General features: G+C 64.4%; 17 protein-coding genes. 9 read left to right on the top strand and 8 right to left on the bottom strand.

The features are described 5' to 3' along the window. Positions 1 to 20 precede the first annotated feature (20 nt). From hisA to EP837_RS12480, 4 genes are all read left to right on the top strand, one after another. On the top strand, positions 21 to 758 hold the full coding sequence (hisA, locus tag EP837_RS12495; RefSeq protein WP_066528064.1) for a 1-(5-phosphoribosyl)-5-[(5-phosphoribosylamino)methylideneamino]imidazole-4-carboxamide isomerase: 738 nt from the start codon (positions 21 to 23) through the stop codon (positions 756 to 758). 103 nt (positions 759 to 861) lie between these two features. Next, on the top strand, positions 862 to 1626 hold the full coding sequence (gene hisF, locus EP837_RS12490) for an imidazole glycerol phosphate synthase subunit HisF (protein WP_066528062.1): 765 nt from the start codon (positions 862 to 864) through the stop codon (positions 1624 to 1626). Positions 1627 to 1661: 35 nt separating this feature from the next. Continuing rightward, positions 1662 to 1982: a phosphoribosyl-ATP diphosphatase gene (locus tag EP837_RS12485; protein WP_066529399.1), complete on the top strand. Its 321-nt coding sequence runs from the start codon at positions 1662 to 1664 to the stop codon at positions 1980 to 1982. A 67-nt stretch (positions 1983 to 2049) separates the two neighbouring features. Further along, positions 2050 to 2622, top strand: coding sequence for a hypothetical protein (locus tag EP837_RS12480; protein ID WP_066528060.1), 573 nt, complete (start codon positions 2050 to 2052; stop codon positions 2620 to 2622). Here the strand turns inward: EP837_RS12480 and EP837_RS12475 are convergent. Next, positions 2619 to 3524, bottom strand: a complete 906-nt coding sequence (locus EP837_RS12475; RefSeq protein ID WP_066529395.1) for a histone deacetylase family protein — start codon at positions 3522 to 3524, stop codon at positions 2619 to 2621. The genes EP837_RS12480 and EP837_RS12475 overlap by 4 nt on opposite strands. A 57-nt stretch (positions 3525 to 3581) precedes the next feature. Between EP837_RS12475 and EP837_RS12470 the strand changes: the two genes are divergently transcribed. From EP837_RS12470 to EP837_RS12460, 3 genes are all read left to right on the top strand, one after another. Next, entirely contained in the window at positions 3582 to 5036 is a 1455-nt protein-coding gene (locus tag EP837_RS12470) for a L,D-transpeptidase family protein (RefSeq protein ID WP_066528058.1), read from the top strand. Between the two features lie 7 nt (positions 5037 to 5043). Next, positions 5044 to 5337 (top strand): hypothetical protein, encoded by a 294-nt coding sequence (locus tag EP837_RS12465; protein WP_066528056.1) that lies wholly within the window; start codon positions 5044 to 5046, stop codon positions 5335 to 5337. Positions 5338 to 5427: 90 nt separating this feature from the next. Next, entirely contained in the window at positions 5428 to 6108 is a 681-nt protein-coding gene (locus EP837_RS12460; protein ID WP_066528054.1) for a murein L,D-transpeptidase catalytic domain family protein, read from the top strand. A 37-nt stretch (positions 6109 to 6145) separates the two neighbouring features. On the opposite strand, the gene EP837_RS12455 is transcribed toward EP837_RS12460, so the two are convergent. From EP837_RS12455 to EP837_RS12430, 6 genes are all read right to left on the bottom strand, one after another. Then, positions 6146 to 6841 carry an ATP12 family chaperone protein gene (locus EP837_RS12455; RefSeq protein WP_066528047.1) on the bottom strand — a complete coding sequence of 232 codons (696 nt, stop codon included), beginning with the start codon at positions 6839 to 6841 and terminating at the stop codon, positions 6146 to 6148. After that, on the bottom strand, positions 6838 to 7092 hold the full coding sequence (locus tag EP837_RS12450; RefSeq protein ID WP_066528043.1) for a hypothetical protein: 255 nt from the start codon (positions 7090 to 7092) through the stop codon (positions 6838 to 6840). The genes EP837_RS12455 and EP837_RS12450 overlap by 4 nt, the downstream gene beginning before the upstream one ends. Beyond that, positions 7089 to 7748, bottom strand: coding sequence for an HAD-IA family hydrolase (locus tag EP837_RS12445; protein WP_066528041.1), 660 nt, complete (start codon positions 7746 to 7748; stop codon positions 7089 to 7091). The genes EP837_RS12450 and EP837_RS12445 overlap by 4 nt, the downstream gene beginning before the upstream one ends. Next, positions 7745 to 9073, bottom strand: coding sequence for an RluA family pseudouridine synthase (locus tag EP837_RS12440; RefSeq protein ID WP_066528040.1), 1329 nt, complete (start codon positions 9071 to 9073; stop codon positions 7745 to 7747). Before EP837_RS12440 ends, EP837_RS12445 begins: the two co-directional genes overlap by 4 nt. Continuing rightward, a complete protein-coding gene (gene crcB, locus EP837_RS12435) occupies positions 9070 to 9453 on the bottom strand; it encodes a fluoride efflux transporter CrcB (protein ID WP_066528037.1) in 384 nt (127 codons plus the stop codon). Before crcB ends, EP837_RS12440 begins: the two co-directional genes overlap by 4 nt. 61 nt (positions 9454 to 9514) lie before the next feature. Then, positions 9515 to 10243: a hypothetical protein gene (locus EP837_RS12430; RefSeq protein WP_066528034.1), complete on the bottom strand. Its 729-nt coding sequence runs from the start codon at positions 10241 to 10243 to the stop codon at positions 9515 to 9517. A 155-nt stretch (positions 10244 to 10398) separates the two neighbouring features. Here EP837_RS12430 and EP837_RS12425 point away from each other — a divergent pair, with 155 nt between their 5' ends. Together EP837_RS12425 and rarD are read left to right on the top strand one after the other, a co-directional pair. After that, entirely contained in the window at positions 10399 to 10620 is a 222-nt protein-coding gene (locus tag EP837_RS12425) for a hypothetical protein (protein WP_066529389.1), read from the top strand. 17 nt (positions 10621 to 10637) lie between these two features. Further along, positions 10638 to 11519, top strand: coding sequence for an EamA family transporter RarD (rarD, locus tag EP837_RS12420; protein WP_380807190.1), 882 nt, complete (start codon positions 10638 to 10640; stop codon positions 11517 to 11519). 88 nt (positions 11520 to 11607) lie between these two features. Here rarD and EP837_RS12415 read toward each other — a convergent pair whose 3' ends face one another. Then, positions 11608 to 12939 (bottom strand): dihydroorotase, encoded by a 1332-nt coding sequence (locus EP837_RS12415; protein ID WP_066528032.1) that lies wholly within the window; start codon positions 12937 to 12939, stop codon positions 11608 to 11610. Between the last annotated feature and the right edge of the window lie 19 nt (positions 12940 to 12958).

Genomic DNA, 12958 nt, shown 5'->3' with positions numbered 1-12958 from the left:
CTCCCCGCTAGGTATATCTGATGTCCCTGATCGTCTTCCCCGCCATCGACCTGAAAGGCGGCCAAGTCGTCCGCTTGGCCGAAGGCGACATGAATCGCGCCACCGTTTATGGCGACGATCCCGCCGCTCAGGCGCTGATCTTTGCCGAGGCAGGAGCCGAGCATCTCCATGTCGTTGATCTTGACGGCAGCTTTGCGGGCCACGCGGTCAATGCCGAGGCGGTCGAGCGGATCGTCGAGGCCTTCCCCGGCCATGTCCAGTTGGGCGGCGGCATCCGCAATCGTGAAGCGGTCGAGCGCTGGTTCGACCTGGGCGTGTCGCGGATCGTGATCGGCACTGCCGCGCTCAAGGACCCCGAGTTCGTGAAGGCCGCCGCGCGCGATTTCCCTGGCGGCATCGTCGTGGCGGTCGATGCGCGCGACGGCTTCGTCGCGACGAACGGCTGGGCCGAAAAGTCCGACATGCCGGTTGCCGATCTTGCCCGCCGTTTCGAAGATGCGGGCGTCGCAAGCCTGCTCTTCACTGACGTTGGCCGCGACGGGCTGCTCAAGGGCTGCAATATCGAAGCGACGGTGGACCTCGCCCGCTCGACCAACATTCCGGTGATCGCCAGCGGGGGGGTTGCGGGGATCGCCGATATCCGCATCCTCAGCCTCCACGCCGACGAAGGGATCGAAGGCGTCATCACTGGTCGCGCGCTGTATGATGGGCGGCTTGATCTGAAGGCAGCGCTGGCGGTGGCGAAGGCCGCAGCATGACAAAAGCTCTCCGCTATTCCGTCCGCTGCGAGCGAAGTCGAGAAGCTCTCGCTCAGCGGTCCCCGACTTCGCTCGAACCGAATGGACGTTGGAAGATCGAAGCATGACGGTTTGCACCCGCGTCATCCCTTGTCTGGACGTCGCCAATGGCCGCGTGGTGAAGGGCGTCAATTTCGTCGATCTGCGCGATGCGGGCGATCCGGTCGAACAGGCGCGCGTCTATGACGCGGCGGGCGCGGACGAGCTTTGCTTCCTCGATATCACCGCCAGCCATGAGCAGCGCGGCACCATATTGGATGTGGTGCGCCGGACCGCCGAGGTATGCTTCATGCCGGTGACCGTGGGCGGCGGCGTACGCAGCCCGGAGGACGCGCGGGCGCTGCTGCTTGCAGGGGCGGACAAGGTGGCGGTCAACAGCGCCGCTGTCGCGCGACCCGAAGTGGTGGCCGACATCGCGGACCGCTTCGGCAGTCAGTGCGTTGTCGGCTCCGTGGATGCACGCCGCGTGGGCGAAGATCGCTGGGAGATATTCACCCATGGCGGCCGCAAGCCGACCGGCATAGACGCTGTGGAACATGCGGTGAGGCTCGCGCGACTGGGTGCGGGAGAGTTGCTCGTCACCTCCATGGATGGGGACGGCACCAAGCAGGGCTATGACCTCGCCCTTACTCGCACCATCGCCGATGCAGTCTCGGTCCCGGTCATCGCCAGTGGGGGCGTAGGCACGCTCCAGCATCTGGTCGAAGGCGTGATCGAAGGCCATGCGAGTGCCGTGCTGGCGGCCTCCATCTTCCACTTCGGGCAGCATACCGTCGCCGAAGCGCATCAAGCGCTCGCCGCTGCAGGCGTGCCCGTCCGCAACTTTTGATTGACGCGCCCCGCGCCGGGCGCTTGATGAGGCCCATGCGATCGACCCTCTTCGACCTGGAAAAGACCATCTGCCAGCGGCGGACCGCTGACCCCGCCCAATCCTATGTGGCGAAGCTCACCGCGCGCGGACGTGGCAAGATCGCACAGAAGGTTGGCGAAGAAGCGGTGGAGACCGTCATTGCCGCCATGACGTCAGACAAAGATGGCGCAATCGGCGAAAGCGCCGATCTGCTCTTCCACCTGCTCATCCTGCTAGGCGACATGGGCATCCCGCTCGACGCTGTGCTGGACGAACTCGACCGCCGCGAAGGCGTGTCCGGCATCGCCGAGAAAGCTTCGCGTCCGCCGGATTAGTTCCGCCACCGGAAAGCCCGCCCGCGTTTCCTGTTCGCACCCAGCGCAAACAGGGACAGGAGGGCGTATGATAAGGACGGTCGGCGGCGGGCTTTTGGGCGGCTTTGCGCTGTTTGTGGTCCGCTTTATTTTCTGGGGAACGCCGCTCAGCGCCCTTGCATTCCACCGCGCGGGCGAGGCGCCAAGCGCCAATTTACAGGCCGCAATGGCGCAAGCGCTAACACAGACGGGCACCGGCGTCTATGTGGTGCCCGATCCTGCCAGCGCGCAGGGTACAATCCTCTATGGCAAGGGTCCGGTTGCGACGATCTTCTACAATGTCAGTGGATTTCCCGTCACCGATAGCGCTGCGCTTATCGGCGGTCTGATCTTGGCGCTGGTGGTCGGCATGGTGATCGCCTTCGCCCTGCGGTTTACGGCCACGGATTTTGGTGACCGCTCGCGGATTGCGATCCTCTTCGCCTTGGCGGCAGTCTTGTGGCTGGACGTGGCCCAGGCGGTGCTCAGCCACGCGCCTTGGGGCTATATCCTTTACCTTGCCTTCAGCGATTTCATCGCGCTGGCCGCAGCGGGCGTGATCGCGGCGAAGCTCATGGAGAGCGGGGTGGTCGCGACCACCGACGCTGGGACGCTGCACTAATCGCGGCGCATTGCCTCCGCCGCCAGCCGGATCATGCAGGCGGCGTGGCGCCGCGCCACTGCCATCCGATCCTCGCCATAGCCGCCACCCATGGTACTGGCGAGCGGGATGCCGCGCCGCCGCGCTTCCCGCATCACGGCGCGATCCCGCGCCGCCAAGCCGGCATCGCTCAGCGCGAGACGGCCGAGCTTATCTTCCGCATGGGGATCAACGCCTGCCTGATAGAGGACAAGGTCGGGCTCGAAGGCGTCGAGCGTATGGGGCAGCACCTCCATCAAGGCCGCCATATAATCCTGATCGCCAGCACCATCAGCCAATTCGACGTCCAGCGACGATCGCGCCTTGCGAGCCGGGAAATTCTTTTCCGCATGGATCGACAAGGTGAACACATCCTCCCGGCCAGCCATCAACCGGGCGGTGCCGTCGCCCTGATGGACGTCCAAGTCCAGGATCAGGATGCGGCGCGCGTCTCCTTCCGCGATCAATCGATTCGCCGCGATGGCCAAGTCATTGAACACACAATAGCCTGCCCCGCTGTCATATAGCGCATGGTGACTGCCGCCCGCTGCGTTGGCCGCATAGCCATGGGCCATCGCCAGTTTCGCCGCTGTCCAGGTGCCTCCGGGCGACAGCATCGACCGCCGCATGATCCGGTCGGTTACGGGAAAGCCGATCCGCCGCTCCTTTTCAACCGGGACGCTCAGCGCCGCGACCTCCTCCACATAGGCGGGATCGTGTACCGCCTCGATCCAGTGGCGCGGGATCGTTACGGGTTCATGTACGGTAAAGGGGGCTCCGCTTACCTTAAGCGCTTCCATAACAAGCCCATATTTATCGAAGCGAAAGCGGCTCCCCGCTGTGGCGGGAGAGACATAGGCAGGATGGTGAACGACATGGAGCATCATCTTTTTCCGCTATGGAAGTTTGAACGATGGGGGCTTTGCGCTATCTGGTCCAGCATGAACCGTCCCGATTTGATCCGTTTCTGCGTCGCTCCCCTGCTCGGCCTTGCCGCCGCGCCAGCTTTGGCACAGCCACCCGCCGTCGCGCCGACCTTGCCCGCGCCCGCGCCGCCGGTGATCGCGCCCCCGGCCTTGGTTACGCCGCCGCCGGTGCCGATCCCAACGCCATCGGCTGCACAGCAGGTCTGGCTCAACAATTGGCTGAAGGGCGGCGCGGAACAGGGGCTGATGGCGCGCAGCAAGGCGACGAGCTCACTTGCCAGCGACGCGCTGATCTCCGCCGTGCTGGACAGGGCCAAGGCGCTCAGCACCGGGCGGGTCGATACCGCCGACTTCCTCAACATCTGGGCGCTGCGACCCGCTGCCTTCGATCCCCGCCCCGGCCTTGCCCGCGCGATCGCCGAAGATCGCCTGCCGCAATGGGCCGCTGGTCTGACGCCGCCCTATTCGGGCTATGACGGTCTGCGCCGTGGCCTCTCCAATTATGAGCGGATACGCGATGCTGGCGGCTGGCCCGTGCTGACGGCGAAGTCGGCGCCCGACGCGGTCCGCAAGCGGCTCGCCATCGAGGATAAGACCGTCCAGCCCGGCGAGAAGCTGGTGGATGCCCTGCAGCGGGCGCAGCGCCGCTACGGGCTCAATCCTACCGGCCTGCTCGACGCGCGGACGCTGAAGGAGCTGAATGTTCCGGTTGAGGATCGCATCGGCGCGATCATGGCGAATATGGAGCGGTGGCGCTGGATGCCGCGTCAGTTGCCGGTCAATCGCGTGCAGGTGAACATCGCCGCCGCCGTCCTCACCGTGTTCGAAGGCGACCAGCCGGTTACGTCGATGCGGGCGGTAACGGGGGCCCCCGACAATGCGACGCCGATGCTGACATCCAGCATCCATTCGATCGTCGTCAATCCGCCGTGGAACGTCCCCTCCTCCATCGCGAAGAAGGAACTGTGGCCCAAGGGCCGGACCGCCCTGCTGCGGCAGGGATACAAGATCGTCGGCACCCTGGAAACCGGCGAGCGGATCGTGCAACCCGCCGGGCCAAGCAGCGCGCTCGGGCGGTTGAAGTTCGACTTCAACAATCCCTTCGCCGTCTATCTGCACGACACGCCTGCCCGCGCGAAATTTTCGAGCTACGACCGGCTCGCCAGCCATGGCTGCATCCGTCTCGAAAAGCCGGTGCCGTTGGCCGAACTGATGCTGCAGGACGACCCGAAGCTGTCGGGCCAAGTGCAGTCGCTGATCGATACCGGCAAGACGCAGCGTGTGCAGTTGCCCAAGGAAGTGGCAGTCTATCTGCTTTACTGGACCGCTTTTTCCAGCAGCAACGGCACGATGAATTTCCGTTCCGACCCCTATGGCTGGGACAAGCTGCTCGCCCAGAAGATCGAGGCGTCGAGCCGCCGACTGGACCCCATGGCTGCCCCTGCGGCCACCATCGCTTCGAAGGATTAAGACCCAAATGCGCAAGATTGCCCTCGCCATTCTGGCTGGCTCGCTCGCCCTTTCCGCCTGCGGAAAAAAGGAAGAGGAAGCGCCCACGACCAACAATCTGGTCGAGCCGCCGGTAGAAAATGTGATTATCGAGGAACCCGAAGCGCCGCTGCCGCCGCCCTCGAACAATGCCGCCGCCGCGGAACCCGCGCCGCCGCCGAGCATTTCGGAACAGCAGCAGATTCAAGACGATGCGGAGGCGACCGGCATGACGGCGCGGCTCGACAATCAGCCGTCCGAAAGCAGCAACTCGACCAATTGAGCCAAAGGCTGGCCGCCTTCGGACGAATGGCGGCCGCCTCTCCCCGCCCCGGTCTTGGACTGCCCGGGCGTCTTTGCTATATTGGGCACCATGGATCGCCGCAGTTTTACGAAGCTCGCTTTGAGCGGGCTCGCCTTTTCATTTTTGGCCGATAGCGCTGGGCGGGCTGCCCTGACGGGTGTGCCGCAGCCCTCTGCGCCGCTACCGCCTCCTCCCACGCCCCATCCGGTAACGCCGCTGGCAAAGCAGCCCTATGCCAATCTGCTCGACCGGGCAAAGGCCGCAATGGATCAACATTCCCACATGTTCGCGCTACGGGACCGCGTTGCCTTGGCCGATTTTGACGCTCCCTCGCGGGAGTTGCGCTTTCACATCGTCGATCTGGTCGGTGGCCATTCCAGCTCCTATCTGGTCGCCCATGGCCGCGGCTCGGATCCGGCCCATTCGGGTTGGCTCCAGACCTTCTCGAACGAGCCCAATTCGCTCGCCAGTTCGGCAGGCGCCTACAAGACGGGCGAAATCTACGAAGGGCAGCATGGCCGAGCGATGCGCCTCACGGGGCTCGATCCTCAGAACAACAATGCGGAAATGCGGGCGATCGTGGTGCACGGCGCGGACTATGTGAGCGAGGATCATATCGCCACCTGGGGCAAGATCGGCCGTAGCGAAGGTTGTTTCGCGGTGGCGCGCCACATGCTCCCCCAGTTGCTGGGGCTGCTTGGGCCAGGGCGGATGGTCTATGCGAACAAGCTGAGGTCGGCTGAGGCTTAAGACCGAGCTTGCCCGTGGCGAGACGCCAAGCTCGCGGCTACTCGCTCACCAACGCGCAAAATCGCCGGGCCATCGCAAACTCGTCCCGCCGCTTGGCCGAGCGAGCGGCAGCTTCGGCATCCTCGCCCCATTGCTCGATTTCCCAGGCTTCATCGATTTCCGACGCCGTCCAGATCGTGTCGGCATCATGCCCGCCCTCAACGATCGCCAATCCGCACACCAGCGACCCTGATAAGGTGACCAGCGTGGATAGCCCTGCCAGCATGAACGGATCATAGGCCATCACAGCCGCCTCCAGCCTTTCGAGCGTCTCGGGCGGCTGATCGACCGGGATGACCCCATGAGTCACGCGGAAAGTGACGTCATAGCGGTGCCGCGCCCAATCGATCAGCGGGTCCCATGCCGCAGCCTCGCGCGCGATCAGTTCCGCAGGCCCATCGGCGCGGTAGCAGAGCAGGTCGCTTTCCCCATATCGGGCGATGCCAGCGGCAAAGCTTTCGCGATTAGGCGCAATCTGATCGATCGCTCCATTTGCAAGGCCGGTGAAGGGCATGGTTCGCGGATCGACGCTCTCGCCCTGCGCACGCCATTCGTCCGCCACTGCCGCTGCCAGCCGCAACGTCGGCAAGGCCAAGGACGCCCGCGCAGGGGTGCGCACCGGCCGCCCATCCAACTGGATCTCATGGCCTGCATCGCCGGAGATAACCGCCACATCCTTGTAGAAGCGCCTCATTGCGGCGGCCTCCGGAACAGCGCTAGCAGCAGGCGGGGCACGATCATGAACTGGAACAGGCCGACCATCACGAAGATTGCGCCCATCGCCTTGGCCTTGCCCCCCTGCACCCAGCTGAACCGCTGCATCAGGATGAGAAAGCCGAACATCACCAGCAGAGCGCCGGACAGGCGGAATAGGCCCAGCGCAAAATGACGCTGACGCGCGGCCTTTTCGGGATCGACGGGAGGCGGAGGAGGGAAGTCGGTCATTTTGCCCGGATATGGTTGCTGAGTTCGCTGCTGTCCATCGCTATGCCATGCGCGCCCGCGGCTATCAGGTCTGACGGCGCGTGATAGCCCCAGCTCACCCCCAGCGCGCGCGTACCTGCGGCGAGCGCCATGTCGATGTCGTAGCTCGTGTCACCGATCATCACCGTGGTTTCAGGCGCCGCGCCCGCTTCGGCCATGGCGGTCAGCAGCATGGACGGGTGCGGCTTCGACGGATGCCGGTCGGCGGTCTGGAGCGTCACGAAATGGGCTTGGATGCCATGATGGCCGAGGCAGAGGTTAAGGCCGCGATCGGACTTTCCGGTCGCCACGCCCAACAGCCAGCCGTCCGCATCGAGGCCGCGGATCAGTTCCGCAATGCCGGGATAAAGCGGTTCGGACACGGCATTGTCCTGCCGCAAGCGGTGAAAGGCGCGCTTGTAGCTTTCGGAGAGATGATCGTGGAAATCGGTCTGCGCGTCCGGCAGGAGCCGAGCAATCGCCAGCGGCAGCGAAAGTCCTACGACAGACAGGATGCTCGCCCGATCAGGCGGCGCGAGCTTTTCCGCCTCAAAGGCGCGAGTCATCGCCGTGCAGATGCTGTGCTGGCTATCCACCAATGTGCCATCGCAGTCGAACACTGCGAGCCGGTTGCTCATTTCTTGCGCGGCGCGCCCGCTCCCCGCGAACGCCGTTCACCCCGCCGGCCCTTGCGAACCTGCTTGGCATGCGCGCGCGCCGCCTTCTTCTCATCCTCCCGCGTAGGTGCGCGAGCGATTTCCTCGTCCAACGGCAGGTCGCCAGCGCTAATGTCGAAGCCCAGCGACGTCAGGCTGGCGGCGAAATGCTCCGGCAGTTCTGCGCGCACATCGACGCGGCCGCCATCGGGATGATCCACCCGGATGCGGCGAGCATGCAGATGCATCTTCCGGCTGATCGAGCCCGACAGGAAGGCTTCCTTGCCGCCATATTTGCCGTCACCGATGATCGGGTGACCGATCGCCGCCATATGCACGCGCAGCTGGTGGGTGCGGCCGGTATGCGGCTGCAGTTCCACCCAGGCGGCGCGGTTGCCCGCGCGCTCGATCACGCGATAGCGCGAGCGAGCAGGCAGCCCCTCCTCCTCATCGACATGCATCTTCTCGCCGCCGGTGCCGGGCTGTTTGGCGATCGGCAGTTCGATCATGCCATCGTCGATCGACGGCACGCCCATGACGATCGCCCAATAGACCTTGCGCGCGGTGCGGCTGGAGAAGGCTTTTGCGAAATAAGCCGCAGATCGCGACGTCCGGGCAATCAGCAGCGCGCCGGATGTGTCCTTGTCCAGCCGGTGAACCAGCTTTGGCCGCTGATCCAGTTCGAATTCCAGCGCATCGAGCAGGCCATCGACATGGTCGTCGGTTTTGGTCCCGCCCTGCGTGGCAAGGCCGGGCGGCTTGTTGATGACGATCGCCTGCGCATCCCGATGGATGACAAGGCTCTGCGCAAAGGCCTCCTGATCGTCGCTCAATTGCGGGCGGACGCGGCGGGGCTTGGCTGCTTCGGGAGCCTTGGGTTCGGCGGGCGGAACGCGGATCATCTGGCCTTCGGTCAGCCGGTCGCCGGGAGCTGCACGCGCGCCATCCACGCGCAACTGCCCCGTGCGCGCCCAGCGCGACACGCTGTTGAAGCCGATGTCGGGCAGATGCCGCTGGAACCAACGGTCGAGCCTGATGCCGTCATCATCCGGCCCCACCCGGAACTGCCGAACATCGAGCGAGACGCCCTTGGCCGGAGCGGCCTTCGCCGGAACCGCCTTTGCCGGAGCAGTTTTTGCCTGTGCGGGCTTAGCCGATGGCTTAGCGGTGGGCTTCGCCCCATCAGGCTTGCGCGCACGCGCCGCCTTGGCGGCCCCGCGTGCACGGCCCGGCGCGCCAGCACCGCTAGCCGGCTTACGGCCGCCACGTGGGGGACCCGACGGCTTGCCCGGAGGACGGCCCTTCATGCGACGCTCCGCACGACGCTAAGGCCGCCAACCAAGGCAGCGACTGCCGCCACGACGGAAAAGACCGCATAGCCCAGCGCCATGCCCATTTGGCCACGCTCGATCATCAGCACCGTCTCAAGGCTAAAGGAAGAAAAGGTCGTAAAGCCGCCCAGTACGCCGACACCGAGGAGCAGCCGCACCGCCTCACCCGAACCGGCATTGAACCGCGCGAGCCATCCGGCGAGCAGGCCCATTGCAAAGCCGCCCAGGACATTGGCGGCAAAGGTCCCCCACGGCCACAGCGCACCCGGCAGCATTTGGCCGGCGAAGCGGCCAAGCTGATAGCGGGCCAGCGCGCCGACTGCGCCACCGCTCATGACGAGGAGGATATTGTTCATGCCGCCCGCCCTAGAGGCAAAATGCGGCAAAGAAAATGGGCGCGCGCGCCTTTCTGCTTGGCTACTGCCCCTGATCGGCGATGATATCGACGTTTGTCCGTCCACCCGGCGCGTCGGTGAAGAGCAAGAGGAAGGCCGCCCCATCATCGTTGCGCGTGCCGCCCAGCACATGATCGCCGTCCATGATCTTGTGTTCAGCGTCAAAACCCGCTCGTCGCGCTTGAGTATAATAGAAATCCATCACGCTCTGGCGGGGCACGGGCGTCACGAAGGTGGCCGCCCGTAATGTGCAGCCATTCTTATCCGCGCCCGCCGCTTCCTTCAGCTGGCCGCCGGGAAAGACGGTGAACGGGTCGGGCATCCGGCTCGCCCACTGCATTCCATAAGCGAGCTGCTTGCGGCAGAAGACGTTGCCGCCGGGCTTATGCTGCTCCTGCGCGACGGACGTGAGCGCCGCCGTCGATTCCGCTGCGTCGCCCTGCCCAGGGGCGGGCGTCGCCAGCAGCTTCCCTCCCGCGATCTTCACCGATTCGGCGAGCGCCTTTGCCGCATCGCCCTTCAGCATGGGCAGAGTCGCGGCACGATCTGCCTTGCCACCGGAGCGCTTCGCCAGATTGGGATCGACCACGATCTTCCCCGCAAGCGCCTCATTCAGCGCCGGATCGACCGCGTTATTGGTGAGTTGCGCGTCGAGTGCGTTCAGGTCCGCCTCCTGATCGCGTTTTCCGCAACTCGCCAGCGGCAATGCCAGCAACACTGCAAGGGCACAGGCAGAACGGAAACGCAGCATGGCTTCACTCCTTCGTAAATAAGGGATGAAGAGCGGAGGTTAATTTTCCGTTAGGGATTTTGGTAAATCGCTAAAAATTTCGCGATGCCATTCGCTTTGCATTGGCATTGCGGACCATCTTGTGCCCGGGCAGCCTAAGGGCCATTTTGCCTATCATGCTTAACGTCCTTTCCGTTCTCATCGGCCTTTTCGCGCTGCTGTTTATGATCCCGGCATTTCTGCCGTTTCTTGGCATCGCCAATTGGCTGCTTGTGCCCGTCGCGCTGTTCGGCGCGTTGATCGGCATGCTGTCGACGCGAAACAGCGGCCGCAATTTCTGTCTGCTCGTCGCCGCCTTTGGGGCGCTGCGCCTCTTCCTGGGCGGAGGCATCTTCTGAATCAGCATCGACAGGACCTGCGCACGGGGCTGCTCGCCGCGCTGGGCGCTTATGGGCTGTGGGGTCTGCTGCCCATCTTCTTCAAGCTGCTGAATGCCGTCACCCCGGTCGAAGTGGTGACGCAACGCATCATCTGGTCCCTCACCTTGATCCTGGGCCTGCTGGCCGCACGCGGCAGCATCGGCATGCTGCTCGCCACCCTGCGTGACCGGCGTTTATTGCTGCCTCTGACCGGATCGGCATTCTTCATAGCGATTAACTGGCTGGTCTATGTCTGGGCGGTCAACGACGGCCATGTCATCGCCGCGAGCCTGGGCTATTTCTTGAACCCGCTAGTGAATGTGGCGCTGGGCGTCCTCGTACTGAAGGAAAGGCTGCGTCGGGGACAGGCCATCGCCATCGGCATCGCCGCGCTGGGCGTCGCCATCATGGCGGCTGCGGCGCTTACCACCTTGTGGATCAGCGTGGCCCTGGCAATCAGCTTCGCCTTCTATGGCCTCATCCGCAAGCTGACGCCCGTCGCTCCAATGGTCGGGCTGGGCGCTGAGACCCTGATCCTGGCTCCACTGGCGCTTGCCTATCTGTTCTGGCTGTCGGCCCATGGCGGCATTAGCCTTGGCAAGGATACCTATCTGACGACGCTGCTTTTGATCTCGGGGGCGCTCACGACCGTACCCCTCATCCTCTTCGCCATGGCGGCGCAGCGGCTGCCGATGGCGACGCTCGGGCTGACGCAATATGTCGCGCCGACGCTTCAATTTTTCTGCGGCGTATTTCTCTACGGCGAAAAGCTGACGCACGGTCAGATCCTAAGCTTCGCGCTCATCTGGCTCGGCCTCATCCTCTTTGCGACGGACAGCTTCGCGGCGGCGAGGCGCAGCAGGTTGGCAGCGGCTTAGACTAGCCTCCCCTCGTTTCGAGCGCAGTCGAGCCCCGGAAGGTTTGCCCCTCATTTCTCAACTCTGCTCGAAACGAACGGTTTGCAGGTCAGGCGAACTCCGTCGCCTCGAACCGCACAGCCTCGCCCACGGCCTCATTGGCGAGCGTGTCTTCCCACATCACGCGATGGCCGCGAACGATGGTGCCCACCGCCTTGCCGGTAAGGTCCATCCCTTCGAAGGGCGACCAGTTGCAGCGTGAGGCCAGCCATTCGCTGCCCACCGTCCACCGCTTCTTGATATCCACCACGGTGAAGTCAGCGTCATAGCCGAGAGCGATACGCCCCTTGCCCACTAGGCCGAACACCCGCTGCGGTCCGGAGGAGGTCAATTCGATGAACCGCCGCAGCGACAAGCGCCCCTCCGCCACATGGTTGAGCAGCAGGGGAACAAGCGTCTGCACGCCCGGCATCCCGCTAGGGGAAGCGGGATAAGCCTTGGCCTTTTCCTCGACAGTATGCGGCGCATGGTCGCTACCCAGCACATCCGGCACACCCTGGTTAAGCCAGCGCCAGAGGCCATCGCGATGCGCGCCCGAACGGATCGGCGGATTCATCTGCGCATAGGTGCCAAGGCGTGGATAGGCGTCCTCGGCCGCCAGCGTCAGATGCTGCGGCGTCACCTCGCAGGTCGCGATGTCCTTGTGCCACGCTATATACTCTAGCTCCGCAGGCGTCGTCACATGCAGGATATGGATGCGGCGGCGCGCCTTGCGGGCAAGGCCGATGATCCGTTTCGTCGCGATCATCGCGCTTTCATCATCCCGCCAGACCGGATGAGAAGACGGATCGCCTTCCACCCGCAGGTCCTTGCGTGCATTCATCCGCGCTTCGTCCTCGGCATGGATGGCGACGCGGCGCGTGCCGCTCGCCAGCACGCGGGACAGGGCCGCATCATCATCGATCAAAAGGCTGCCAGTCGATGCGCCCATGAAGATCTTCACCCCCGCCGTGCCGGGAATCCGCTCCAGTTCTTTCAGTTGCTCGGCATTATCCGCCGTCGCCCCGACATAGAAAGCATGGTCGCACCACATGCGGTGATGCGCGCGGGTCAGCTTGTCGCGGACCCGTTCATCGCTGTCGGTATTGGGATTGGTGTTGGGCATCTCGAATACGGCGGTGATACCGCCCAGCACCGCCGCGCGGCTGCCCGATTCGAGGTCTTCCTTATGCTCCAGCCCCGGCTCGCGGAAATGGACTTGGCTGTCGATGCAGCCCGGCAGCACATCGAGCCCCGCACAGTCGATCACCTCGCCCGCATCGCCCAGCGCGCTGCCGATTGCCACGATCTTGCCGCCGCGAACCCCCACATCGGCCTTGTCTGCGCCGCCGGGCGTATGAACGGTGCCATTCTTCAGGATGAGGTCATAAGTCTGGGTCATCTAAATTCTCCGTTCGCTT

The sequence above is a fragment of the Sphingobium sp. EP60837 genome (assembly GCF_001658005.1).
Lineage (GTDB): Bacteria > Pseudomonadota > Alphaproteobacteria > Sphingomonadales > Sphingomonadaceae > Sphingobium > Sphingobium tyrosinilyticum.
Note: the sequence above shows the minus strand (reverse complement) of the source record. Positions and strands in the feature narration are given on the sequence as shown.

What these genes read in the sequence shown, in the direction of transcription:
- EP837_RS12425 (WP_066529389.1), top strand. Translation starts at nt 10,399, where the DNA reads ATGCTTAACGTCCTTTCCGTTCTCATCGGCCTTTTCGCGCTGCTGTTT.
- EP837_RS12480 (WP_066528060.1), top strand. Translation starts at nt 2,050, where the DNA reads ATGATAAGGACGGTCGGCGGCGGGCTTTTGGGCGGCTTTGCGCTGTTT.
- EP837_RS12450 (WP_066528043.1), bottom strand. Translation starts at nt 7,092, where the DNA reads ATGACCGACTTCCCTCCTCCGCCTCCCGTCGATCCCGAAAAGGCCGCG.
- crcB (WP_066528037.1), bottom strand. Translation starts at nt 9,453, where the DNA reads ATGAACAATATCCTCCTCGTCATGAGCGGTGGCGCAGTCGGCGCGCTG.
- EP837_RS12445 (WP_066528041.1), bottom strand. Translation starts at nt 7,748, where the DNA reads ATGAGCAACCGGCTCGCAGTGTTCGACTGCGATGGCACATTGGTGGAT.
- EP837_RS12475 (WP_066529395.1), bottom strand. Translation starts at nt 3,524, where the DNA reads ATGCTCCATGTCGTTCACCATCCTGCCTATGTCTCTCCCGCCACAGCG.
- EP837_RS12465 (WP_066528056.1), top strand. Translation starts at nt 5,044, where the DNA reads ATGCGCAAGATTGCCCTCGCCATTCTGGCTGGCTCGCTCGCCCTTTCC.
- hisF (WP_066528062.1), top strand. Translation starts at nt 862, where the DNA reads ATGACGGTTTGCACCCGCGTCATCCCTTGTCTGGACGTCGCCAATGGC.
- EP837_RS12440 (WP_066528040.1), bottom strand. Translation starts at nt 9,073, where the DNA reads ATGAAGGGCCGTCCTCCGGGCAAGCCGTCGGGTCCCCCACGTGGCGGC.
- EP837_RS12460 (WP_066528054.1), top strand. Translation starts at nt 5,428, where the DNA reads ATGGATCGCCGCAGTTTTACGAAGCTCGCTTTGAGCGGGCTCGCCTTT.
- hisA (WP_066528064.1), top strand. Translation starts at nt 21, where the DNA reads ATGTCCCTGATCGTCTTCCCCGCCATCGACCTGAAAGGCGGCCAAGTC.
- EP837_RS12455 (WP_066528047.1), bottom strand. Translation starts at nt 6,841, where the DNA reads ATGAGGCGCTTCTACAAGGATGTGGCGGTTATCTCCGGCGATGCAGGC.
- EP837_RS12470 (WP_066528058.1), top strand. Translation starts at nt 3,582, where the DNA reads ATGAACCGTCCCGATTTGATCCGTTTCTGCGTCGCTCCCCTGCTCGGC.
- EP837_RS12415 (WP_066528032.1), bottom strand. Translation starts at nt 12,939, where the DNA reads ATGACCCAGACTTATGACCTCATCCTGAAGAATGGCACCGTTCATACG.
- EP837_RS12430 (WP_066528034.1), bottom strand. Translation starts at nt 10,243, where the DNA reads ATGCTGCGTTTCCGTTCTGCCTGTGCCCTTGCAGTGTTGCTGGCATTG.
- EP837_RS12485 (WP_066529399.1), top strand. Translation starts at nt 1,662, where the DNA reads ATGCGATCGACCCTCTTCGACCTGGAAAAGACCATCTGCCAGCGGCGG.